Annotated in this window: 15 protein-coding genes, 2 pseudogenes and 1 other annotated feature; of the genes and pseudogenes, 4 read left to right on the top strand and 13 right to left on the bottom strand. The window is 64.2% G+C overall.

Annotation, left to right across the window (positions count from 1 at the left end; all coding sequences use genetic code 11):
• Positions 1 to 43 precede the first annotated feature (43 nt).
• The 3 genes from C8D04_RS06050 to C8D04_RS06040 form a co-directional block, all read right to left on the bottom strand.
• On the bottom strand, positions 44 to 1,693 hold the full coding sequence (locus C8D04_RS06050; protein WP_165829122.1) for a phosphoethanolamine--lipid A transferase: 1,650 nt from the start codon (positions 1,691 to 1,693) through the stop codon (positions 44 to 46).
• A gap of 65 nt (positions 1,694 to 1,758) precedes the next feature.
• Complete coding sequence (locus tag C8D04_RS06045) at positions 1,759 to 3,105, bottom strand: histidine kinase dimerization/phospho-acceptor domain-containing protein (protein ID WP_116004041.1); 1,347 nt, start codon at positions 3,103 to 3,105, stop codon at positions 1,759 to 1,761.
• Complete coding sequence (locus tag C8D04_RS06040; protein ID WP_116004040.1) at positions 3,102 to 3,794, bottom strand: response regulator; 693 nt, start codon at positions 3,792 to 3,794, stop codon at positions 3,102 to 3,104. The genes C8D04_RS06045 and C8D04_RS06040 overlap by 4 nt, the downstream gene beginning before the upstream one ends.
• 92 nt (positions 3,795 to 3,886) lie before the next feature.
• On the opposite strand from C8D04_RS06040, the gene hrpA reads away from it, so the two are divergent.
• Complete coding sequence (hrpA, locus tag C8D04_RS06035; RefSeq protein WP_116004039.1) at positions 3,887 to 7,936, top strand: ATP-dependent RNA helicase HrpA; 4,050 nt, start codon at positions 3,887 to 3,889, stop codon at positions 7,934 to 7,936.
• A 50-nt stretch (positions 7,937 to 7,986) separates the two neighbouring features.
• On the opposite strand, the gene C8D04_RS06030 is transcribed toward hrpA, so the two are convergent.
• From C8D04_RS06030 to C8D04_RS06020, 3 genes and pseudogenes are all read right to left on the bottom strand, one after another.
• A complete protein-coding gene (locus tag C8D04_RS06030; protein WP_233521236.1) occupies positions 7,987 to 8,505 on the bottom strand; it encodes a transposase in 519 nt (172 codons plus the stop codon).
• Positions 8,450 to 9,681 (bottom strand): IS3 family transposase gene (locus C8D04_RS06025; protein ID WP_116004037.1). Its coding sequence is split into 2 segments (ribosomal slippage): positions 8,450 to 9,402 and positions 9,402 to 9,681, totalling 1,233 coding nucleotides; the frame shifts between segments, so codons are not numbered across the junction. The genes C8D04_RS06030 and C8D04_RS06025 overlap by 56 nt, the downstream gene beginning before the upstream one ends.
• Positions 9,287 to 9,403 (bottom strand) — a sequence feature (AL1L pseudoknot). Its footprint overlaps the gene before it by 117 nt.
• A gap of 84 nt (positions 9,682 to 9,765) precedes the next feature.
• Positions 9,766 to 10,038 (bottom strand): annotated as a pseudogene (locus C8D04_RS06020) (transposase); the annotation flags it as partial.
• 151 nt (positions 10,039 to 10,189) lie between these two features.
• On the opposite strand from C8D04_RS06020, the gene C8D04_RS18650 reads away from it, so the two are divergent.
• Complete coding sequence (locus C8D04_RS18650; protein WP_158550287.1) at positions 10,190 to 10,327, top strand: hypothetical protein; 138 nt, start codon at positions 10,190 to 10,192, stop codon at positions 10,325 to 10,327.
• Between the two features lie 62 nt (positions 10,328 to 10,389).
• Here the strand turns inward: C8D04_RS18650 and C8D04_RS06015 are convergent, their stop codons facing one another.
• Positions 10,390 to 11,160: a hypothetical protein gene (locus C8D04_RS06015; protein ID WP_133243608.1), complete on the bottom strand. Its 771-nt coding sequence runs from the start codon at positions 11,158 to 11,160 to the stop codon at positions 10,390 to 10,392.
• Positions 11,161 to 11,516: 356 nt separating this feature from the next.
• On the opposite strand from C8D04_RS06015, the gene C8D04_RS06010 reads away from it, so the two are divergent.
• Positions 11,517 to 11,969: a hypothetical protein gene (locus tag C8D04_RS06010; RefSeq protein ID WP_116004035.1), complete on the top strand. Its 453-nt coding sequence runs from the start codon at positions 11,517 to 11,519 to the stop codon at positions 11,967 to 11,969.
• A gap of 204 nt (positions 11,970 to 12,173) precedes the next feature.
• Here C8D04_RS06010 and C8D04_RS06005 read toward each other — a convergent pair.
• The 4 genes and pseudogenes from C8D04_RS06005 to C8D04_RS05990 form a co-directional block, all read right to left on the bottom strand.
• A pseudogene (locus C8D04_RS06005) lies at positions 12,174 to 13,292 on the bottom strand (ABC transporter permease); the annotation flags it as partial.
• The gene (locus tag C8D04_RS06000; protein WP_116004033.1) at positions 13,292 to 14,467 is read right to left on the bottom strand and encodes an ABC transporter permease; all 1,176 of its coding nucleotides are present in this window, start codon (positions 14,465 to 14,467) and stop codon (positions 13,292 to 13,294) included. The pseudogene C8D04_RS06005 and the gene C8D04_RS06000, both read right to left, overlap by 1 nt.
• Positions 14,468 to 14,508: 41 nt before the next feature.
• On the bottom strand, positions 14,509 to 15,492 hold the full coding sequence (locus C8D04_RS05995; RefSeq protein WP_116004032.1) for an efflux RND transporter periplasmic adaptor subunit: 984 nt from the start codon (positions 15,490 to 15,492) through the stop codon (positions 14,509 to 14,511).
• A gap of 1 nt (position 15,493) precedes the next feature.
• Entirely contained in the window at positions 15,494 to 16,810 is a 1,317-nt protein-coding gene (locus C8D04_RS05990; RefSeq protein ID WP_233521235.1) for a TolC family protein, read from the bottom strand.
• Positions 16,811 to 17,014: 204 nt separating this feature from the next.
• Between C8D04_RS05990 and C8D04_RS05985 the strand changes: the two genes are divergently transcribed.
• Positions 17,015 to 17,611, top strand: coding sequence for a TetR/AcrR family transcriptional regulator (locus C8D04_RS05985; protein ID WP_233521122.1), 597 nt, complete (start codon positions 17,015 to 17,017; stop codon positions 17,609 to 17,611).
• A gap of 65 nt (positions 17,612 to 17,676) precedes the next feature.
• Here the strand turns inward: C8D04_RS05985 and C8D04_RS05980 are convergent, their stop codons facing one another.
• Positions 17,677 to 19,998, bottom strand: a complete 2,322-nt coding sequence (locus tag C8D04_RS05980; protein ID WP_116004030.1) for a DUF1631 family protein — start codon at positions 19,996 to 19,998, stop codon at positions 17,677 to 17,679.
• A 165-nt stretch (positions 19,999 to 20,163) separates the two neighbouring features.
• Positions 20,164 to 22,242, bottom strand: coding sequence for a sodium-translocating pyrophosphatase (locus C8D04_RS05975; protein WP_116004029.1), 2,079 nt, complete (start codon positions 22,240 to 22,242; stop codon positions 20,164 to 20,166).
• Between the last annotated feature and the right edge of the window lie 112 nt (positions 22,243 to 22,354).

Here is a 22,354-nt window from a genome sequence, read left to right as displayed (position 1 = left end):
CCGAGGTCTGACTGCCTCCCCGTCAGGCCGCCATGGCGATCGCTCAGGTCGGCCCGGTGCACGGGGCCAGCATGTCCAGCTTGCCGTCCAGTGCCGTGGTGCCGACACGCGCCAGCCCCAGCATGGTGTGGAACAGATTGTCGTGCGACCAGGGCTGTGCGGCCTGGCCTTTCAGGCATTCCAGGCGCAAGCCTTGCGTGTGCTGCAGTGACTTGGACGCCCATGCCAGCATGGGTACATGCGTTTGTTCTGTCGGGGCCATGCGGTACGGCATGCCGTGCAGGTACAGGCCCTTCTCGCCCAGCGATTCACCGTGGTCCGACACATAGACCAGCGCGGTGGGGCGCTGCAGGGTCTGCAGCCAGCGCACCGTTTGGGCCAGCAGGTGGTCGGTATTGCGCAGCGAGTTGTCGTAGGCGTTCTGGAGCTGTTCCGGTGGGCATTCCTGCAGCGCATTGCTGTTGCACTCGGGCTGGAAGAGCTTCATAGCAGGGGGCGAGCGCTTGTAGTACGCCGGGCCGTGGCTGCCCATCTGGTGCATGACCACCACGGTGCCCCGGGCGCGGCGCTCGGGGTCGAGCCGGGCCAGTTCATCGGGCAAGGTGCGCAGCATGGCTTCGTCGAAGCATTCACCGTCTGGGCAGATGTCGGGCAGATTCAGGTTGCGCGTATCGGTATGGGGAATGCGGTCGCATACGCCCTTGCAGCCCGACTGGTTGTCGAGCCACAGCACGGCCAGGCCGGCGCGCTGCAGCACATCCAGCAGGTTTTCCTGGTGGCTGTCGGCGCCTTCAAAGCGCTCTCGCCCCTGAGAGGAAAACATGCAGGGCAAGGAGGTTTGTGTGTTGGTGCCGCAGGAGCTGACGTTGGAGAAATACACCAGATCACCCTCGGCCTGCAGTTGCTTGAGCTGGGGCGTGGTGTCGCGCGCGTAACCACCCAGGCCAAAATTGGCCGCGCGTGCGGTCTCGCCCACCACCAAAACGATCAGGGGCGATGTGTCGACCGAGTTGCCCGGTGCCGTAAGGTGCGCATCCATACCGATAGGTTCCAGCACTTGCTGGGCCTGTGCGGCACGGCCTACCGATACCCGCGCCACGGCATACACCGAATTGAACGGGTTGATCATGTAGCGCAGCGTTTTGTGGTTGCGCATGAGAGAGGCCACGTCCTGGAACGACATCCACAGCATGGCAACTGCCACCAGCAGGCCCAGCAACCCCACGCCGAGCTGCTGCAGCACCAGCCGTCCGGCGCCCACGCGGCGCACGGGCTGGCGCCACCACCAGATGCCGGGCAACACCGCGCCCAGGGCCAAGGTCACCACCAAAGGCCAGGACAAGAGGTCCATCGCCTCGCCCATGTCGGTCTGGACCACGTTGGTGAGCATGGTGGGATCGATCACGATGCCGTAGCTGGACATGAAGTAGCTGCTGGATGCCGTGATGAGCAACAGCGCAATGCCTGCCGGCTTGAGCCAGCGCGGCCAGAGGAATAGCCCCAGCAGCAGTACGGTGGCGGCCAGCACCACCAGTACCAGAGAACCCAGGGTAATGACGGCCTGCAGTCCATGGGTTTCCGGAAGCCTCCAGAGGGCCTTCCACAGCGGGAGGTTGCCCACAGTGGCCAGCCACAGGGACAGGATCAGGAGCAGGGCAGTGGGGTGCCAAGGGGCGCGGTTGGTAGGGGACATCAGGCTGGCAGGGGGAATCGGAGTCGGAAATCCAAGGATTCTTGCCAACCCGCCTTATCCGAGTATTAACCGGCCCACGACAAGGTGAAGCGGTGGTTCGTCGCAGGTGTGCCCGGCGTGTGTTCCAGCGCGATGCCCTGCGCGTCGGCCATGCGCTGCACCAGGTTCAGACCCACGCCCATGCCGGGGTTGGCGCTGGCGTGCGCGCCATCGCGTGCACCGTTGTCGCTTACCGACAGCGAGCAGCGGCCATGCGGGGTCTGCGTCACGCGCACTTCAACCAGGGTGCCTGGGGGGGTGTGGCGCAAGGCGTTGTCGACCAGGTTGCGCAGTATCAGTTCGACCATCGTGGCGTGGCCTTGAACCTGCACGGGACGGGACGGCGCATCCAGTGCCAGTTCCTGGTGGCGCTCGTAGGCCAGGGGGGCATGGTCGGCCAGAACCCGCTGCGCTACGGCGCACAGATCTACCGTCTCCGTGGCCAGGGCTTCCAGGCTTTGGGCGCGTGCCAGGTCCAGCAACTGGCCCAGGATATGCCCCGCGCGCAGGGCGTCCTGCTCAATGGTCTGCAGTGCCTGTGCGCGGTCGGCAGGGTTGTCCGCTTCGCGCGCCCGCCGGGCCTGCAGCAGCATGGCGGTCAGCGGGGTGCGCAACTCGTGCGCCACGTCTGATGTGAAGCGCCGTTCGCGCTGCAATTGCAACTGCTGGCGCTGCACCAGGGTGTTGATGGCGTCCACCGCGTAGGCCAGTTCCCGAAAAGGTTGTTGCTCGGGCAGGGTTTGCCCGGCGTCCAGGTCCAGCGCGGCAATCTGGTCAGACAGGCGTTCGAGCGGCAGCAGGCCCCGGCGGATGGCCCAGGCCATCAGCAGGGCCACCAGCGGCAGCAGCACCAGCGAGGGCCGAACGATGTCTTCGGCCAAGTCGGTGCCCAGGTGCTGGCGCCAGCCCATTTCGGTCAGCACGGCCACCCGGCGCGCTGTGGTGGCGTCTGCGGGAGCATCGGCGACAAAGACCCGCCATGTGGATGCCGGGCGGGAGGGGTCCAGCACCAGTGTGTGGTGGCCTTGGGCCAGGTTGGCTGGCAGGAGGGCAGCAATGCCATGGGTGTCCCACACCACGCGCTCGTCTTCCCAGACCACCAGGCGCAGCTCGGGCGCGTAGACCGTGGCGTAGGGGCTTCTCATGGGGAGGGGGGCGGACTGTGGCGGGGCTTTGAGCAGCCGGGCAGCGGGGTGCAGCAGCGGTTCTGCAACGGAAACCAGGTGGCCGTCCAGGATTTCGTCGGCTTCGTCCAGCCCGGTGTAGTAAGCCACGGCGGCCAGCGCCAGCCAGACAATGGCCAGCGTCAGCAGGGCCCAGGTCCACAGATAGCGCCGCAGCAGGCGCGGCGAGGGGGAGGGCAGTGGCTTCATGGCGTAGCCTTCTGCGGGGTGGCGTCGTTGTCCGGGCGTGGCACAAAGTAGCCCACGCCCCGCACGGTTTGCAGCAACTCGCTGCCCAGCTTGCGGCGCAGGTGGTGGATATGGACTTCCAGGGCGTTGCTCTCCAGGGCGTCATCAAAGCCGTACAGGGCTTCTTCCAGCCGCTGGCGGGTGAGCACCTTGCCGCTGGCGCGCAGCAGGGCCAGCAGCAGGGCAAATTCCTTGGCACGCAGGGGCACCAGCGTGCCATTACGGTGCACGGTGTGCGCTGCCGGGTTCACCACCAGGTCGCCGTGCACCAGCAAGGGGGATGCCCGGCCCTCGCTGCGGCGCAGGGCCACGCGCATGCGCGCCAGCAGTTCTTCGGGGGCAAAGGGTTTGACGAGGTAGTCGTCTGCGCCTTCGTCCAGCCCGGTGACACGGTCGGTGAGGGCGTCGCGGGCGGTCATGATGAGCACGGGCAGCATGCGCCCCTCCTGGCGCAGGCTGCGCAGCCAGTCGATGCCGTCGCCGTCGGGCAGGCCCAGGTCGAGCAGCACCATGTCGAACGATTCGGTGCGCAGGGCCGTACCGGCGCGGGCCAGGCTGTCGCAAATGTCCACGGCATAACCGGCACCCCTCAAGGTGGCGGCCAGGCCGCTGGCAATGCCTGCGTCGTCCTCGACGATCAGAATTCGCATCCGTGTTCCCCGTGCTGTGTTTGCGGGTGGATTGTCTCGCACGCAGGCGAATCTGCGGGCGGTGGGCCCTGCGCTATCGATAATGGCGGGCTATGTCTTTTTCTGATGCGCCCCCACCGGCCCCTGTTCGCCCCTTCGTCCTGGAGTTTCCGGAGTCTTTGCCTGTTTCGGGGCGGCGCGACGAGATCATGGCGGCCCTGCAGGCCCACCAGGTCATCATCGTGTGTGGTGAAACCGGCTCGGGCAAGACCACGCAACTGCCCAAGCTGGCGCTGGCCATGGGCAGGGGGCGCGCCAATGCACGCCCGGGCGAGCGTGGGCAATTCATTGGCCATACCCAGCCGCGCCGCATTGCGGCCAGCAGCGTGGCCAAGCGCATTGCCCAAGAGCTCAAGACAACGCTGGGCGAAGTGGTGGGCTACAAGGTGCGTTTTCAGGACCGCCTGAGCCAGGGTGCCTCGGTCAAGCTGATGACGGACGGCATTTTGCTGGCCGAGACGCAGACCGACCCGCTCCTCAAGGCCTACGACACGATCATCATCGACGAGGCGCACGAGCGCAGTCTGAACATCGATTTTCTGCTCGGCTACATCCGCCAGATACTGCCGCGTCGGCCCGATTTGAAAGTGGTGGTGACGTCTGCCACCATCGACGCCGACCGGTTTGCCAAACACTTTGAAAGTAAAAACGGCCCGGCGCCCGTCATGTTGGTCTCTGGCCGCATGTTTCCGGTGGAGCAGCGCTGGCGCCCGTTCGAGGAGTCGCGTGACTATGGCCTGAATGAGGCGATTGCCGATGGCGTGGACGAGCTGTGGCAAGGCAATGCGGCCGGGGATATATTGGTTTTCCTGCCTGGAGAGCGCGAAATCCGCGAGGCGGCGGACCATTTGCGCAAGCACCTCGCGCACAACCCGGTCACGCGCAATGCCGAAGTGCTGCCGCTGTTCGCGCGCCTCTCGCAGGCCGAGCAAGACCGCATTTTTGACGGCCACACCGGCCGGCGCATCATCCTGGCCACCAACGTGGCCGAGACTTCGCTCACGGTGCCGGGCATCCGCTATGTGATCGACTCGGGCACCGCGCGGGTCAAGCGCTACAGCCTGCGCAGCAAGGTCGAGCAATTGCTGGTCGAGCCCATCAGCCAGGCGGCGGCCAACCAGCGCGCCGGGCGCTGCGGGCGCGTGGCCAGCGGCATCTGCATTCGCCTGTACGACGAAAAAGACTTTGCCGGGCGGCCGCGCTTTACCGACCCGGAAATTTTGCGTTCATCGCTGGCCGGCGTCATCCTGCGCATGAAGTCGCTGCGCCTGGGCGACGTGGCGCAGTTCCCGTTTATCGACGCGCCCTCGGGCCGTGCGATTGCCGATGGTTACCAGTTGCTGCACGAGCTGGGTGCCGTGGACGAGTACAACGAGTTGACCGCCATGGGCAGTGCGCTGGCGCGCCTGCCGGTGGACCCGCGCGTGGGCCGCATGATTTTGGAAGCGCGCGAGCGCGGCGCCTTGAATGAGGTCCTGGTGATTGCCAGTGCACTCAGTCTGCAGGACGTGCGTGACCGTCCTATGGAAGCACAGCAGCTGGCCGACCAGCAGCACGCCAAGTTTGACGACGAAAAGAGCGAATTCAGTGGGTATCTGACGCTATGGAACTGGCTGCAGCAGGCGCGCGGCGGCAGCATGCCCACACTGGCTTCGGCCCGCGTGCAACAGGTGCAGGCGCGCAAAAAAGCGCCCAACCAGGCGTTCTTGCCGGTGGCGCAGCGCGCCTCGGGCGCCCAGCCACAGCCTGCACTGCCGTCGGCGCTTGCAGATGCCGCCCCCACCCACAAGCTCAGCAACCGCCAGTATGAGCAGTTGTTGCGGCAGAACTTCATCAATGTGCGCCGCGTGCGCGAGTGGCGCGACGTGCACAGCCAATTGCTTACCGTGGTGGCCGAGCACCGATGGGAGCTCAATCCCCAGCCTGCGAGCTATGAGGAACTGCACAAATCCATGCTCGCAGGCCTGCTGGGCAACCTCGGCTTCAAGCCGGAAGAAGAGGATGTGTACCTCGGCGCGCGCGGCATCAAGTTCCACCGCCACCCCGGCGCGCACCTGCGCAAGAAGCCCGGCCGCTGGATCGTCTGCGCCGAACTGGTGGAGACCACCCGCTTGTTCGGGCGAGGCATTGCCAACATCGACCCGCAATGGCTGGAGGAGGTGGGCGCGCACCTGCTGAAGAAGCAATTGCTCGATCCGCACTGGGAGAAGAAAGCCGCAGAGGTCGTCGCCTTTGAGCGCGCCACGCTCTACGGCCTGGTGGTCTACAGCGGGCGGCGCAAGCCTTTCGACAAGGTGGATCCGCACGCTGCGCGCGAGATGTTTATCCGCCAGGCACTGGTGGCGGGCGATGTGCTGCCCGACTGGGGCAAACGCCTGCCGTTCCTGGCCGCCAACGAAAAGCTCATCGCCAAGGTGGAGGAGCTGGAGCACAAGTCGCGCCGCCAGGATGTGCTGGTGGACGAAGAACTCATCTTCGCCTTCTACGACCAGCAGGTTCCGCAGGACATCACCAATGGCCGCGCCTTTGAGCACTGGTACCGGCAGGAAGTGGCCAAGCGCCCCGAGCTGCTGCGCCTCACCCGCGATGAGCTCATGCGCCATGAGGCCGCGGGCATCACCACCGCCGCCTTCCCCAAAATGATCCGCCTGGGCGGCGTGGACTGCCAGGCGAGTTACCTGCACAAGCCGGGCGATGCGCGCGACGGCGTCACGGTGACGGTGCCGTTGTTTGTGCTCAACCAGGTGAGCGAAGAGCGCTGTGAATGGCTGGTGCCCGGCATGCTCAAGGACAAAATCCAGGCGCTGCTCAAAAGCCTGCCGCAGCGCCCGCGCAGCCGCTTTGTGCCGCTGCCCGAATCGGCTGCGCGCCTGGCCGAGCTGCTGGGCACGCCCGACCGCATCGGGCACGTCGGCCTGGTGGACGCGCTGCTCAAACAGGTGCGCGATGAAACATCGCTCGATGTGAAGCGCGCCGACTTCAAACTCGACATGCTGAGCACGCACCTGTTCATGAACCTGTGCGTGGTGGACGAGCACGGCCGCCAGCTCGGCCAGGGCCGAAGCTTAAGCGCGCTCAAGGCCGAGTGGGGCGCCAAGGCACGCGGGGCCTTCCAGGCGCTGGCGGGGCTCAAGTTGAGCAGCAACGCTCAAGAAGCCAAAAAATTAGAGACAAATGAGCCTCCAGCGCTTACTGGTCAAGCGCAAGCAGCTATCAAAAGCAAAGCAAAACCTGCGGTGCCCACGGTACACGCCGAGGCGCGCTATACCCATTGGACCTTTGGCGAGCTGCCCGAGTTGATGGAAATCGGCCGGGGCGGGCAGCAGCTCATCGGCTTTCCTGCGCTCATTGACGCGGGCGATGCCGTCACCATCGAAGTGTTCGACGAGCCCGCGCTGGCCGGTACCAAGCACCGTGCTGGGCTGCGCCGCCTTTTTGCACTGCAAATCAAAGATGCCCTCAAGTACCTGGAAAAGAACATTCCCGACCTGCAAAAGATGGCCGTGGCCTACATACCGCTGGGCACGCAGGAGGAGCTGCGCAGCCAGATCCTCGACGTGGCGATGGACCGCGCGTTTTTGCTGGAGCCCTTGCCCACCAATGCGGAACAGTTCGAGCGCCGCGTGCAGGAAGGGCGCGGGCGCCTCACCTTGATTGCCAACGAAGTGGCGCGTCTGGCGGGCACCATCCTTATCGAATACGCAGCAGCAGCGCGCAAGATCAAGGACATCAAGATTGCGCCCGATTCTGTGCAGGACGCACAACAGCAATTGCAACGCCTGGTACCGAAAAACTTTTTGACAGCCGCGCCCTGGCCGCAGCTGGCGCACTTTGCCCGCTACCTCAAGGCCATCATCGCACGCCTGGACAAACTGCGCGCCGACCCAGCCCGCGACGCCGCCAAGCTGATGGAGCTGCGCCCACACGAGCAGCGCTACTGGCGCCTGGTGGCCGAGCGCAAGGGCGCAGTCGACGCGCGCATGCAGGAGCTGCGCTGGCTGCTCGAAGAGTTGCGCGTGAGCTTTTTTGCCCAGGAGCTGCGCACCCCGCAGCCTGTCAGCGTGAAAAGACTCGACAAGCTCTGGGTGCAGATCAACAATTGACAGAATTTCTAGAAAATCAACTAGTCTTACTGTGTCATAAAAGTAGCTTTTCACTCACACTGATGCCGTCGCAGCAAGGGCACAGTCCCAGACGGGCTATGAGTGCATAACTCAGCAGATGGCGCAAGCTTGTGATCGAGTTGTCCACGCGCCTCTGAGCGCGCAGGGCTGCCACGGACGATGTAATCCTCGGGAAAGGCAGGCACTTGGCGTTCGAGGAAGTTTTTTTTGCCGCTGACTGGTTTGTCAGCAATCAGTCGTTCAGCCATGAGGAACCCGTAGGCTGCGATGCCCAGGCTTGCATGGTGATGGAACCCTCGCCAGCCGCGCCCTTCGTAGTGCCCCAGTCCGAAGTCCTGCTTGAGATCTTGGTAGTCGCGCTCAATGCGCCATCTCTGGTAGGCCGAGCTGACCAAATCTTTGAGCGGTGTGCTCTCAGGCAGCGTTGACAAAATGTATTTGACCGGCTCGGCTTGAACCGCCCCGGCTTTCGCGGAGGCTGTTTGGTTTAAGTCAGGCCGCCACCTCGGTGACCTGACTGGCGAGTTGCCGGTAGTAGTTTGCCTCAGCCTCTGCAGGCGGGATGTACCCGATGGGTTCGAGCAGGCGATGGTGGTTGAACCACGATACCCATTCGAGCGTTGCGAACTCGACGGCTTCTTTGGTTTTCCATGGCGCCCGGCGGTGAATCAACTCGGCCTTGTACAGGCCATTGATGGTCTCAGCCAGGGCGTTGTCGTAACTGTCGCCCTTGCTGCCCACCGAAGGCTCGATGCCCGCCTCGGCCAGCCGCTCGGTGTAGCGAATACTGACGTATTGCGAGCCTCTATCGGAGTGACAGACCAGGCTGCCATTGCGCTCAGGCTGCCGGGCATACAGGGCTTGCTCCAGCGCATCGAGAACAAAGTCCGTGCGCATCGAACTGCTCACCCGCCAGCCGACGATGCGCCTGGCAAATACGTCGATGACGAAGGCCACGTACAGCCAGCCCTGCCAGGTCGAGACGTACGTGAAGTCGCTGACCCACAACTGGTTCGGCCGCTCGGCATGGAACTGCCGGTTGACACGGTCCAGCGGGCAAGGGGCCTTGGCATCGCCGATGGTGGTGCGTACGACCTTGCCACGCATCACCCCGCGCAGCCCCATGCTGCGCATCAGCCGCTCGACCGTGCAGCGGGCTACGGTCACGCCTTCGCGTGCCAGTTGCCTCCACACCTTGTTGGCGCCGTAGACCTGCATGTTGGTCTGCCAGACACGCTGAATCTGAGGCATCAGCATCTCGTCGCGCAATGCTCTCGCACAGCGTTTGTGAGGCTCGCGCAGCAGCGCGGCATGACGTCGATACGCCGACGGGGCAACCTGCAAAACCTTGCAAAGCGGCTCGACCCCGAAGGCATTGCGGTGCTTGTCGATGAAGGTCCTCAAGACTTCAGTCGGCGGTCGAGCTCCGCCTGGGCGAAAAAAGCGCTGGCCAGTTTCAATATCTCGTTGGCCCGGCGCAGTTCCTTGACCTCGCGCTCCAGGTCTTTGACCCGCTGGGTCTCGCTGGTCGTGACGCCTTCGCGCACGCCCGTATCGACTTCCACGCGTTTGACCCACTCGTGCAGCGTCTGCGGCACGCAGCCAATCTTCGGCGCGATGGATTCAATGGCTGCCCACAGCGATGGGTATACCCCTCGCTGCTCCTGCACCATCCTCACTGCGCGCTCACGCACCTCAGGCGAGAACTTGTTCGACTTCTTCATGGCTCAATCCTCTCAGAGAAAAGAGCCTCCTCAAAACCCGGGGCGATTCAGCCCCGTATCGTCGATGATCCACCAGCCACCTCAGCTGAAGTCCATGTGTGGCACAACCCATTGGCAGACCCGGCGCAGCACTTGCGCGTCAGACCATTGCGCATTTGCCACAAAGTGATGCAGCGCCTGGTGCCTGGCGCTGGCATGAAGCGGGCCCACCCGTGCAGCCATGGGTTCCACGCTCTTGCGCGACAGCGGCAGCATCAAACCTGTGCAGTAGCCCTTGAGCCCCGCGTGGCGATCCGCATGCCCAAGTCCCTGTGACAGGTGATCCATGTACCGGTCAAACCGTTCGCTCGCATCCATCGTTCCTCACGCAAAGAATGAAGAGATGCACATAATGCCTTGATTTTTGTGACACGGTAAGACTAAGTGGGTCAGTTTTCGGTCGACGGCAACACAGTGGTTCAAGGAACATGAGGGCGAGCTGTACGACTGGCAGCTCATCTTGGGTTTCGTGTCCTGGGTGATTTCGCACAAGGTGCGGCGCTGGACCTGCAGCGAGTCCTGCGCCGCTGCACTGGGCATGCCCGAGGGCGATGCATGGCGCTTCGACCCGGCAAACCTTCACGCCGCTGGCGGCGCCTGGTTGTAAGGAGGCGCGTCACATAAGAAAAAAAGCTCGTTTAGCTCGAGCCTTAGGTTTCAATCCAGTGATCAGTAGTAATTAAAAGCGTGGTAGCTGATGATGTTGCGAGGATCACCCCATTGCGGATCGGTGCGTGCGATCGCGCCCTTGAAATCTGCTCCGGGCGGGAAAAACGCGTCGACTACGAACCCGACTGCTGCCTCCTGGAGAAGCACGGATCCACTAGCCGTTTCTTCAACCAACGATGCCTTCAACAACGCAAATTGAGGATTGTTTAGCTGGTGCGTGATCGATATGCGCACCCAATAGGCAGTACCTCGCTTCAAGACAAAGTTCTCGTTCGGATTGCCTGTGACAAAGCCAATTCCGTTGTTGTAGTTCACCAAAGTCACACCTGCAGGCTCGGTCGTCGGATTGGAATTTCCGCCCAGAGCCTTCTTGCTCCACCACCACGCTTTCCCTTGTTGGTGCCAGAGCTCAATATTCAAACCTGTGGTGGGTTGCACGAACGCGCCGACGCCGGTGTTCCACAGCCTTTGCCCTTCCACATTCCAAATTGCAGGATTCTCTCCGTGCACATACGCCACGATGGCATGTTCATTGCTGGCGCCGTTGAGCTGGCCGGTTCCATTCCAAACAAAACGGGCTTGCAATCTCACCTCTCCACCCGAGCGGATGCTCGACGCTGGGTTGGTGAACTGGCTGTGGTAGAAAAAATCCAGATTAGGATCAATGTTCACGCCGCCATCAAGCTGGCTTTCCGGGGTTCCATAGGGGGCCGCAAACGACAGCGCTGACACAGCAGCAAACAACACACCAGCAACTATTCTTTTTAGCATTGGGTTTTTCCTCCAAGAGTGGATAAGTGCTTGTCATCAAGCGAAACCAATATAAGCGGGGCGTGATGACACCACATTGCCATAAGACAGGGTGTTTCGACTTATACGTATTGATGCAAATGAGTTTGCTGTCACACAATGCAATTCCATTTTATGGATTGCAATTGTGTTGAGTTGGATATCGCAATTGGGCTGAGCCAGTTTTCGCGTCGCGCTTCACGTGTGCGCTTTCGGAGGCCGACGTTGATGCAGAAATTGAACCGGACGTTTGACCCTGGCGACGGAGTTGTTGTGTTTGAAATGAGAGCTATTCTCATTTAATATCGTGCCTGTCCTTTCTACAGCAGGCCAGCACCATGCGCTCCATCCCCATCCTTTCGCCCGCAACCACGGTCCCGCAAGAGCATGTGGTGCTCTGCCGCGCTTACGGCGCTGCGCAGGAGCGCTGCAGCCGCATCATGGCGCAGCAACAGGCCGAAATTGAGGGTCTGCAGGCCCAGGTGCTGCGCCTGCGGGCGGCTGTGGTAGTGCGCGATACGGCGCTGGCGGTAGAGCGGGAGCGGGCAGCGCAGCGTACGCTCGAAGCGGCGACGCCCAAAGCCGCACAACCCCACCCCACAGCACTGCCGTTGAAGGCGCGCATGCGCGCCTGGCAATGGCTGCAGCCCTGGTGGCGCCAGGGGGGCGCTGCACCGGAGCCGACCCGGGATGCCTTGGGTGTGGGCCAGCGGCGGGCGCGTCTGGCAGCGACGGAACTGCTGGGCTGCCAGGGGAGCTGGCTAGGCCCGGGTGTCGATTGGTCTGGGTAAGAGGCTGTCGGACTTGGAAATCGTTGGCTGCAAATCGGCCGCAGCGGTCCATTTTTGGCTTCGCCGCTCTTCGAGAACACCGTCTTTTTGCCCCATAGCCGGGCTATGGGGCGGCAAATCCGGCAAAAACTGTCCTCGCTGGGGCCGATTTTGGTGAAACCTTTGGTTTTCGCTTTCAACGCTCCAAGTCCGACAGCCTCCTAGCGCCGCCTTCCACAGCACACCCACCACACTGGTGCCAAACAATGCCAGCAGTACGCCCAGGTGCGGCAGCACATCGGCCAATGGGGCGCCCAGTTGGTTCAACCGCAGTGAGGCCTGCACGCCCGCCGTGCTGGGCAGCAGCCAGCGCAGCCATTGCAGCGGCAGCGGCAGCGCTTGCACCGGCCACGAAAATCCCGCCATGAAAGCCATTGGCAAGGTGGTAAACAGCAGCACCTGCAGCGCGCGCTCGCGGTTGCCCATCCACAGGCCCAGCAGCATGCCCAGAGCGGCGTTGGTGGGCACGTAGCACAGCAGCAGCACCAGCGCACCCCAGGGGTTGCCGCCGCGCGGGTAGTCTTGCCAGATGAAGATCCAGCCGAAATACAGCAGGCCGCTGACCATGCCCAGTGTGCACAGTGCCAGCAGGCGTGCCCACCAGGTGCCGGGGCTGGCGCGGTGCTGCCCTGTCTCGACCCAGGTGCCGGCGAGCATGGCAGCACCCATCAGCAGCGTCTGTTGCAGGATCAGCAGCGCCACGGCGGGCACCACGTAGCTGCCATAGCCCTCGGTGGGGTTGAACAGCGCTACGGTGTGTAGTTGCACGGGATTGCGGCTAGCCTGCGCCTGCAGGGCGCTCTGGCCGTGCGCTTGCAGCATGCGGATTTCCACCGCCGCCGATGCCGTACCCACGGCTTCGGCAAAGCCGCGCTGCACCGCCTTGTTGATGAGGGTGTAGGCACCGTTGCCTTCGACGTTGACCACGGCCGCTTCGCTGCGCAGCACCTTGCGCTGCAGGTCGGCGGGGAGCACGGCGTAGCCGCCAATGGCGCCGTTCCAGAGCGCCTCGCGTGCCTCTTGCTCGTTGCCCGTGACGAGGGTTACGGCGATGTTCGGGTCGGCCTGCGCCAGGCGCGTGATCTGGCGTGAGAGGCTGGAGTGGTCCAGGTCCACCACGGCCACTGGCACTTGCGTGACCACTTCGGTGGCGTAGAACCAGGGGTAGAAAAAACCGTACAGCACGGGTGCGGCGACCAGAAGCAGCAGTACGCCCTTGTCGCGCACCACCACCGCCAGGGCATCGCGCCACGCCGCCAAGGTGCGGGTCCATAAATGGTTCATCAACGTTTTCCCCAGGTCTGTGGCTGGCCTAGCGCCGCCTGCAGCAAGGGCACGCACAGCAGCAGTGCCAGCACGGTGGCCAGCAGCAGCCCTGCCATGGTGCTTGCGCTGGCGGCAATGGGCGCGCCCATTTGCAGTTGCGCGGTTTGCAGGGCGATGTAGTGCGTGAACGGCATGGCCAGCGCCCAGGCCCGTGCGCTGGCCGGCATGGCCAGCAGCGGAAACGCCACGCCGCTGAAGGCAAATGCAGGTGCCGAGAAAAAGCCAACGCCCGAGAGCGCCATGCGCAGCGAGCGCGTCAGCGCCGCCAGCAGCGCACCCAGCGCCACCGACAGGCCCACCAGCAGCGCCAGTGCTGCAGCCACCCAGGCGATGCTGCCACTGGGGTGCCAGCCGCGCCCCCAGGTCAACCCCACCAGGGACAGCAGGCCGACGAGCGTGAGGCTGAGCCAGGGCCAGAACAGCTTGCCCAGCAGCGCGCCGGTGGTGCGGGCCGTGCTGGCGCTCTGCCCGAGCCAGTCACCCAGGCTGCGGTCGCGCAGCTCGCGGCCCACGGCCCAGGCACCGGCGGTCATGGCCAGGATGTGCAGCAGCGCGGGAATCAGCCCGGTCGCCAGAAACTGCTCATAGTTGCCCGCCACGTTGAACAGACCCACCAGTTGCGTGTGGATCGGGTCCATGGCCACCCGCGCGGCCTGTGCGGATTCGCCGCGCTTGGCGCGCGCAGACAACTCCACCCCGGCCGAAAGCGTGCCCACGGCCGCGCGCACATCGCGCTGGATCAGGCCCGAATGCGTGCCCAGCTGCGCGTTGTGCAAGAGCGTGACGTTGCCCACGTGGCCTTGTTTCACATCGCGCGCAAAGTCGCGTGGGATCACCACGACGGCGTAGATATCGGTGCTGCGCAGGGCGGCTTGCGCCTCCAGGCTGCCGCTGATCGGCCGCGCCACGTGCAGGCCGGGCGTTGCGTCCAGCATGCGGGTGAGCTGGCGCGAGAGGGTGGAATGGTCTTCGTCCTGCACGCCAATGGGCAGGCCGTGGGGCACACCGGCAGAAAAAATCCACCACAGCAGCGCAACGGCCAGCAGCGGTACCCAGGTGATCATGGCCAGGTCCCAGGGGCTGCGGCGCAGGCGCCCGGCTTCACGCTGGGCACTGTGTACTATTGAATTCATAGCTGGTAGCGCTTATGGATAAAGCGCTGTAGGTCAATTTGTTATAAATTTTTGACCAACACGCTCATGCCGGGGCGTGCGCCGGGCAGGGCGGTCACGGGGCGGGCACGCACCTCGAAAGTGCGCACATCAAAGCCCTGGCCAGCGCGCGTGGCGCGCCAGGTGGCGAAGTCGGGCAGTGCGCTGTTGGCGTACACCTTGAAACGCACGGGCTGATCGCCGAGGGCCGGCAGGGTGGCATCAAACTCGGTGCCCACGGCAAAGCGTTGCAGGCGGTCTTCGCGCACGTTGAGCACCACCCATTGGTCTGACAGATCGACCACCGACACCACGGCCACGCCCTGGGGCGAGAGTTCACCCACGCGCGCCAGCACCTTGGCCACTTCGCCAGCCATGGGGCTTTTGAGCTCGGTCTCGGCCTGCGCGGCCTGCACTTCGGCCACCACGCCGGCCACCTGGCGGGCCTGGGCGGCGGCGGCGGCCTGGTCTTCGGGGCGGGCACCGGCGCGGGCCATGTCGTACTGCGCCTTGGCGGCCAGCGCCTGGTCGCGGCTGGCTTTGCGGTGGGCATCGGCCTCGTCGCGTTTTTGCGTGGCAATCAGGCCTTCGCGGGCCAGGCCTTCAACGCGTTGGAACGAGGTGTCGGCCAACTCGGCGGCGGTCTGGGCGCGCAGCCAGGTCAGGCGCGCCATTTCGATCTCTTGCGGGCGTGCGCCGTTCTCGGCTTTGCGGGCCACGGCCTGGGCTGCGGCCTGGGCGGCCGTGGCCTGGGCCATCTTGGCGGCGACTTCGGGGCTGTCCAGGCGCACCAGCGGTGTGCCCACGGTGATCTGGTCGCCTTCTTTCACCAGCACCTGCGCAATGCGGGCGCTGAGTTTGGGGGCAATGTCGGCTTCGCGCGCTTCCATCTGGCCCTGGAACACTTCAGGTGCGGGCTGCCCTGCCTGCCACAGTCCATAACCCGTAAAGGCGGCAACAGCCAGGCCCAAGGTGACCGCTGCGGCGGTTTTTGTCTTTGCGTTCATCTCAATCCACCTTCACATCGGCTTGCGCCATGTAGTTTGCAAATTCATCCGACAGGCCGCTGCTCTCGAGCAGGGCGGCCAATGCCAGCACGTAGTCGTGGGCGGCCTGTGCGCGTTCGGTTTGCACCTTGGCGTTGTTCAGTTGTGCATCGATCAGGTCCAGCGTGGTGCTGGTGCCCTCGCGCAGGCCCGCTTCGCGCAGGCGCAGCACTTCGGCGGACAGGTCCACACCGGCCTGCTGCGCGAAATATTGGCGCCGCGCCTGCTCCAGCGCCAGCCAGTTTTTCTCGACCAGCAGGGCGATGTCGCTGCGCGCCTGGGCGCCGGTGCGCTCGGCCTGCTCCACCTGCGCCTGGGACGAAGCGGCCAGGGCTTTGCGGTCGATGGAATCCCACAGCGTCCAGCGCACGGCAATACCGGCCACCCAGTCGGCGTTGCCGCTCTTGATCTGGCGCTGCCCAAAGGCATACACCTGGGGGCGGCGCAGGGCCTCATCGGCGGCGTGCAACTGGCTGGCCTGCGCCTTTTTGGCGGCGACTTTTTCCAGGCCCGGGTGGTGGGCCAGTGCGGCGTCAATGAAGTAGTCCAGCGGCTGCACGGGTTGGCTGTTGACGAACAGTGGGCTGGTGGGTTGCACGCGCTCTTCGGCGCGGGCGGTGCGGGTCAGCGCGGTGGTGGCCAGGTCGGCATCGTCGCGCGCTTTGCGGGCATTCTTGCGGGCGTCTTCCAGGGCCGAGCGTGCTTGCAGGCGCTCGACCTTGGCAATCACGCCTGCGTCCAGCATTTTTTGCGCGGCCGCGTCGTGCTTTTCGATGCTCTGCAGCGCTGTTTCGCGCAGCACGGCTGCGCGGTCGGCCAGTTGGGCGCCAAAGTAACGCTGTACCAGCAGCGAGGCCAGTTCGTCGCTGACGCGCGCATTGTCGGCCTGGGCCTCGCGGGTGCGGGCATCGGCCAGGCCACGTGCGGCGTTGTCAATACCACCCATGTAGAGCGGATAGACGGCATTGACCGAGGCCGTGACGTCCGTCTTGTGGCGGTTGAGCGTGTAGCTGGCGGGCAGGTGCGGCAGCTGCGCCACCATGCCTCCCAGCTGGGGCGGCAGCTGTGATGCGATGCCGGGCAGGGCCTGGCTCAGCGGGTTCAGGTCCACGTCGAGGTTGACGTTGTAGGCATAGGCAGCGCCGGTCAGGCTGACACTCAGACCGCCCAGGCTTTCGACCGCGCGGCGCTGCCAGGCGGCGCTGTCCACGGCCTGGCGCGATGCAGCGAGGCGGTCGGACGATGCTGCCATGTGCTGCAGTGCGGTGCCGAAGTCCATGGGGGCCGCGAGAGCGGGCTGGGCCAGCAGGCACAGCGCAGCGACGCTGGTGAGAAAGTGCGCACGGGGCGTGAGATGCGGTGTCATGGGTGGGCCGTTGGGCGGTGATTCAACGAGCGGTACTGACTAGTACCAAACGACACGAATCATCGAAGAAAGTTGTGGTACTGTCAAGTACCGATTGTTCCGGGGAATGAAATGACCATGAACGCAGACTGCAACGATCCCACCGGGCACCGTGCCCGCCTGCTGGACGGCATGGCGCGCTGTGTGGCGGAAAAAGGCTACGCCGAGACCACCATTGCAGACGTGGTGCGCGAGGCCAGCGTGTCGCGGCGCACTTTTTACGAGCATTTCGCCGACAAGGCTGAATGCTTGATGGCGCTGTACGTTGCAGCCACCGACGAGGCCACGGCCGCGCTGCGCGCTGCGATCGACCCGCACAGCGAATGGCAGGTGCAGGTGGAGCAGGCCATGGCGGCCTATCTGGCGGCGCTCTCACGCCGCCCGGTGCTGCTGCGCACGCTGTTCATCGATATCCTGGGTTTGGGCGCTGCGGGACTGGCGGTGCGCCGCCGTGTGCATGGCCAGTTGGCCGACCTGATGCTGGAGGTGGTGAACCAGCGCCCCGGCGCACGCCTGCGCAAGTCACCGCTGCAGCCCACCATGGCGCTGGCGGTGGTGGGTGGCATTCACGAACTGGTGCTGCAGGCCATCGAGCAAGGGCGCGTGGACGACATGCAAGTATTGGTCGCCCCGGCGAGTGCCTTGCTACAGGCGGCCATTTCTTCAGAGTTTTAGGCCGACAAAAGAAGCTGCGCGAGGCGCCGATGGGTGATGCACATGCACCGTGCGTGAAAAGCCGGCTACTCGCCTGTGTCCAGGCTGTTGCGCAGGGCGGCTTGTGCCACGGCGTCGAGCGCGCCCGCCACCACAGTCTGCCCGGAAATGACCCGCAGGGAGCCACGGGCGAGCAGCTTATCGAGCAGTCGCCTGGTCATCGATTGGGTATGGCCGTAGGCGTTGGTGAACAGGAACAGGTTGCCATGGGATCCTATCCACGATAGCTGCGTGCGCTCCCATTTGTCCTCCACCAGGAGGTTGACCCAGGTTCCGACATCGATCTCCAGGCCTTGCACAGCGCCCATGGCCGGGCTGTGGGCTGTTTCGCCGCCAGGGTTTGTTGGCTGGGTGCCCGAGGGTTCGTCCATGAACCCGGATTCCGCCACTTCAGACGGTGCAATCCAGGGTTCGTCCGCCTCCAGCGTGGGCACATTTTTGTGTGCAGGGGCTGAGGGCGTGTGGGGCGGGATTGGTGCCGTGCTGCCGGGTACAAAGGCCTGCTGGTGCAATTGCATCAGCAGCTCGAAGAACGTGCGCGTCTTCGCAGGTGGGTAGTCAATGGCGTTAAGGCCTTCATGTAGTCGGGAGAGCAGCTTGGGCAAGAGGCGGGCGAGGCGGGCCACGTTGATGCGGGTGAGCTGGGGTTGTGCACTCCAGATCAGCGCGTCCACCGCCTCCCGGAAGCGGCCCGGGTCGTTGCTGCCGCTGTGGTCATCCAGACGGGCCTGGGCCATCACCTGGATCCAGGGGCCCAGCAGAAAGCGCGCCACTTCGGCCGGGATCGCGTCGATTTGGGGCAGTAGCCGAATCTCCCGCGCCATCCTGGCGGCGAGCAGGTTGCGTTGCTCGGCATGGCGCAGGGCTTCGATGGCACGCAGGCGCTCGTCTTCGTGCTTTTTCTCGCGCGCGGCCCAGGCGCCCAGCAATTGTTCCAGGGCATGTGCAAACGGTTCCTGGTCTTCAATGGGCGACTGCGTCAATGGACCCACCACATCGATCAGTGGCTGCATGAAACTCTCGAAGCCTTGGGCTTCGAGGCTGTCAAAGGCCAGGCTGCGGTCTGTCATCTCCTGCAACAGACGGCGTGCGGGATGGTCCTTGTCACTGAAAAATCGCGGGTCTGCCAGCGCCAGTTTCAAGAGGGCAGGTTCCAGCGACTTGACGAGCTGCTGCACTGGCCAGAGCAGACGGTCATCGCGTTCGATGTTGTCCAGCATGAGCGCCATCACTTCCATGCTCAAGGCCTGGCCAAGCCCCGCTTTGTGTGGCGCCGTGGTGGTTGCAGCCAACGGGGCCGCCAAGGCCTGCGGGCCCCGGCTGCCCAGCCGCTCCATCATGCGATCCACCTGGTTCATTTCCTGGAGCGCTTCAAAAGCCGCCGGCACGGTGATGTCAAAGTCCGGTGCGGGTGCCGCCGTGCGGTCGGAGGTGCTTTCGAACTCGCGCGAAAACCGTTCAGAGAAAGGCATTTCGGGTGCTGGGCCATCGGTTAGCTCGCCTGTCAGCAGGCGGTGCAACTGGTGCAGCGTCAGCAGGGTTTGGGTGGGGGCGGTTGCTGGTGCGGGGGCATGCTGCGCGGGTGTATGTGTGCCGTCCGTACGCCACTGTGCGGATTCCGGACCGAACCCGGGAGCGTGGCCTTCTGCACCCACGGGCTTCACGTAGACGTAGTTGCCGCCTTGCTGGCGAACCGCAAAACCGGCAGGCTTGATGCCGCTTTCCTGCAACTGCCCGATCAACTGGAGATACAGGGCCATAAGCTCTTTGCCCATCGCCTCGGCCAAGTGCCCCATCCAGTCCCGCCGCACCTGCTCGGACGGCTGCATCTGCCCGACCACGGTTTGTAGGGCCTGCAGAAATAGCTCGGGTTGCAGGGGGTTGTGCCCGGGGTCCACGGTGGATTGGCCTTGCGCTGCGCTCATGAGCGCGTTCAGATCGGCCAAGGGCGTTGCCACGGCTTCGGCGAGCACCTGCCTTGCACGCGCACGCTCGACGCTCTCGCTGATTTGTGACTCGTCCATCAGCTCCAGCTCGTCAAACTGGACCGAAAAAAGCGACCGTGTCGCGGGCTGCTCTCGGTCAGCACCTTTGGCTACGGCTTTCTCCAGGGCGCCAGGAAATCGCTCGCACATGACGGAGCCGACACGGACGAGGTGCTGCCGCGCGTGCATGATGCTGTGGCTCTCGCCGGGGGTGCGGGCCTGGTCTTCGCGTGCTTGCAGAGCCCTGCGGGCGGATTCGATGACGCGCTCCAAAAGATGGCCGGAATGCGCCAAGGAGACGCGCACGACCTGGTGGTAGAGCGCGATGTCGGGACCGGCGGAGGATGAAGTAGCGTGGTTCATGGGCCCATTTCGTAGTCGTGGTGCCATGTTGCGCGGGTTTGAAGGCGTCGCTTTCGGCCAAACGGTATCGGTTGCGCGGCCATTGTCACGGACTCATCGAAAAAGGGGCGCAAAGCCCCTTTGGTCAGCAGCCGTTTCAGTAGTCAGGCCGCCTGGGCAGTACCTTCAGCCGGCGTGGAACTTCACCACCAGCGGCACGATGAGCAGCGCCACGATGTTGATGATCTTGATCAGCGGGTTCACAGCCGGGCCAGCGGTGTCTTTGTAGGGGTCACCCACGGTGTCGCCGGTGACGGCGGCCTTGTGCGCCTCTGAGCCCTTGCCGCCGTGGTGGCCGTCTTCGATGTATTTCTTGGCGTTGTCCCAGGCACCGCCGCCGGTACACATGGAAATGGCGACGAACAGGCCGGTGACGATGGTGCCCATCAGCAGGCCGCCCAGGGCCTTGGGGCCGAGCAGCAGGCCAACCACAATCGGCACCACCACGGGCAGCAGGCTGGGGACGATCATTTCCTTGATGGCAGCGCTGGTCAGCATGTCCACGGCTTTGCCGTATTCGGGCTTGGCCGTGCCTTCCATGATGCCCTTGATATCGCGGAACTGGCGGCGCACTTCCACCACCACGGCGCCAGCTGCGCGGCCCACGGCTTCCATGGCCATGGCACCGAACAGGTAGGGAATCAGGCCGCCGATGAACAGGCCGACGATGACCATGGGGTCGGACAGGTTGAAAGTAATCGCCTGGCCATAGCTTTCGAGCTTGTGCGTGTAGTCGGCAAAAAGCACCAGTGATGCAAGACCGGCCGAACCAATGGCGTAGCCCTTGGTCACGGCCTTGGTGGTGTTGCCCACGGCGTCCAGCGGGTCGGTGATGTCACGCACGCTGCTGGGCATTTCGGCCATTTCGGCAATGCCGCCAGCGTTGTCGGTAATCGGCCCGTAGGCGTCCAGCGCCACCACGATGCCCGCCATGCTGAGCATGGAGGTGGCCGCCACGGCAATGCCGAACAACCCAGCGAGCGAGTACGACACCAGGATGGCGGCGCAGACAAAGATCACCGGCCAGGCGGTGGAGCGCATGGAAACGCCCAGGCCGGCAATGATGTTGGTACCGTGGCCTGTGGTGGAGGCCTGTGCAATGTGCTGCACCGGCTTGTACTGCGTGCCGGTGTAGTACTCGGTGATCCAGACCAGCGCTGCGGTGAGCACCAGGCCGGTGGCGCATGCGCCAAACAGCTTCATCTGCGCGCCCGTGCCGCCCAGGGCGTTGTCGGGAATGATCCAGGCGGTAACGAACCAGAAGGCAATCAGCGAAAGCACCCCGGCAATCGCCAGGCCCTTGTAGAGCGCTGGCATCACGTTCTTCATTCCCGGCGAGGCCTTGACGAAGAAGCAGCCAATGATGGATGCCACGATGGAGACCGCACCCAGCGCCAGTGGGTACATCACGGCGCTCACTGGGGCAGCGGTCAGCATCAATGCGCCCAGCACCATGGTGGCAATCAGCGTGACGGCGTAGGTTTCGAACAAGTCGGCGGCCATACCGGCACAGTCGCCCACGTTGTCGCCCACGTTGTCGGCGATCACGGCGGGGTTGCGCGGGTCGTCCTCGGGGATGCCGGCCTCGACCTTGCCCACCAGGTCGGCACCCACGTCGGCGCCTTTGGTGAAGATGCCGCCGCCCAGGCGCGCAAAGATGGAAATCAGCGACGAGCCAAAGGCAAAGCCGATCAGCGGGTTGAGCAGATTGGCCAGTGTGTGGTCTGCCACCGGGTTGCTGCCCACCAGGAACCAATAAAAACCGGTGACCCCCAGCAGGCCCAGGCCCACCACCAGCATGCCGGTGATGGCGCCGCCGCGAAAGGCGACATCGAGCGCCGGGCCGATGCCCTGCGTGGCGGCCTGCGCGGTGCGCACGTTGGCACGCACCGACACGTTCATGCCGATGAAGCCGCAGGCGCCCGAGAGCACGGCGCCAATGACAAAGCCAATGGCCGTCTTGCTGTCCAGAAAGATGCCGATGAGCACGGCCAGCACCACGCCGACGATGGCAATGGTCTTGTACTGCCGCGCCAGATAGGCGGCGGCCCCCGCCTGGATGGCGGCGGCAATCTCTTGCATGCGGGCGTTGCCCGCGTCTTTGGAAAGAATCCAGCCTCGGGCCCAGATGCCGTAGGCCACGGCGATCAGCCCACAGACCAGGGCGAGGATGAGAGGGGAAGTCAGCGCTGTATTTCCAGCCATTCTTGTATCTCCAGGGTGTTGTTTCGCACGGGAGGAGACACAACGCATGGGGAATGTCTCCGCTGCGTTGCTTCCTCGTGCCCCATACCGGGAGACGATTGGCCAACGCGGT

The sequence above is a fragment of the Simplicispira sp. 125 genome (genome assembly GCF_003096555.1).
Taxonomy (GTDB): Bacteria; Pseudomonadota; Gammaproteobacteria; order Burkholderiales; family Burkholderiaceae_C; genus Simplicispira.
Note: the sequence above shows the minus strand (reverse complement) of the source record. Positions and strands in the feature narration are given on the sequence as shown.

Coding starts and splice junctions, on each gene's coding strand:
- C8D04_RS06050 (WP_165829122.1), bottom strand. CDS start 1,693: ATGTCCCCTACCAACCGCGCCCCTTGGCACCCCACTGCCCTGCTCCTG.
- C8D04_RS06045 (WP_116004041.1), bottom strand. CDS start 3,105: ATGAAGCCACTGCCCTCCCCCTCGCCGCGCCTGCTGCGGCGCTATCTG.
- C8D04_RS06040 (WP_116004040.1), bottom strand. CDS start 3,794: ATGCGAATTCTGATCGTCGAGGACGACGCAGGCATTGCCAGCGGCCTG.
- hrpA (WP_116004039.1), top strand. CDS start 3,887: ATGTCTTTTTCTGATGCGCCCCCACCGGCCCCTGTTCGCCCCTTCGTC.
- C8D04_RS06015 (WP_133243608.1), bottom strand. CDS start 11,160: ATGCTAAAAAGAATAGTTGCTGGTGTGTTGTTTGCTGCTGTGTCAGCG.
- C8D04_RS06010 (WP_116004035.1), top strand. CDS start 11,517: ATGCGCTCCATCCCCATCCTTTCGCCCGCAACCACGGTCCCGCAAGAG.
- C8D04_RS06000 (WP_116004033.1), bottom strand. CDS start 14,467: ATGAATTCAATAGTACACAGTGCCCAGCGTGAAGCCGGGCGCCTGCGC.
- C8D04_RS05995 (WP_116004032.1), bottom strand. CDS start 15,492: ATGAACGCAAAGACAAAAACCGCCGCAGCGGTCACCTTGGGCCTGGCT.
- C8D04_RS05990 (WP_233521235.1), bottom strand. CDS start 16,810: ATGGACTTCGGCACCGCACTGCAGCACATGGCAGCATCGTCCGACCGC.
- C8D04_RS05985 (WP_233521122.1), top strand. CDS start 17,015: ATGAACGCAGACTGCAACGATCCCACCGGGCACCGTGCCCGCCTGCTG.
- C8D04_RS05980 (WP_116004030.1), bottom strand. CDS start 19,998: ATGAACCACGCTACTTCATCCTCCGCCGGTCCCGACATCGCGCTCTAC.
- C8D04_RS05975 (WP_116004029.1), bottom strand. CDS start 22,242: ATGGCTGGAAATACAGCGCTGACTTCCCCTCTCATCCTCGCCCTGGTC.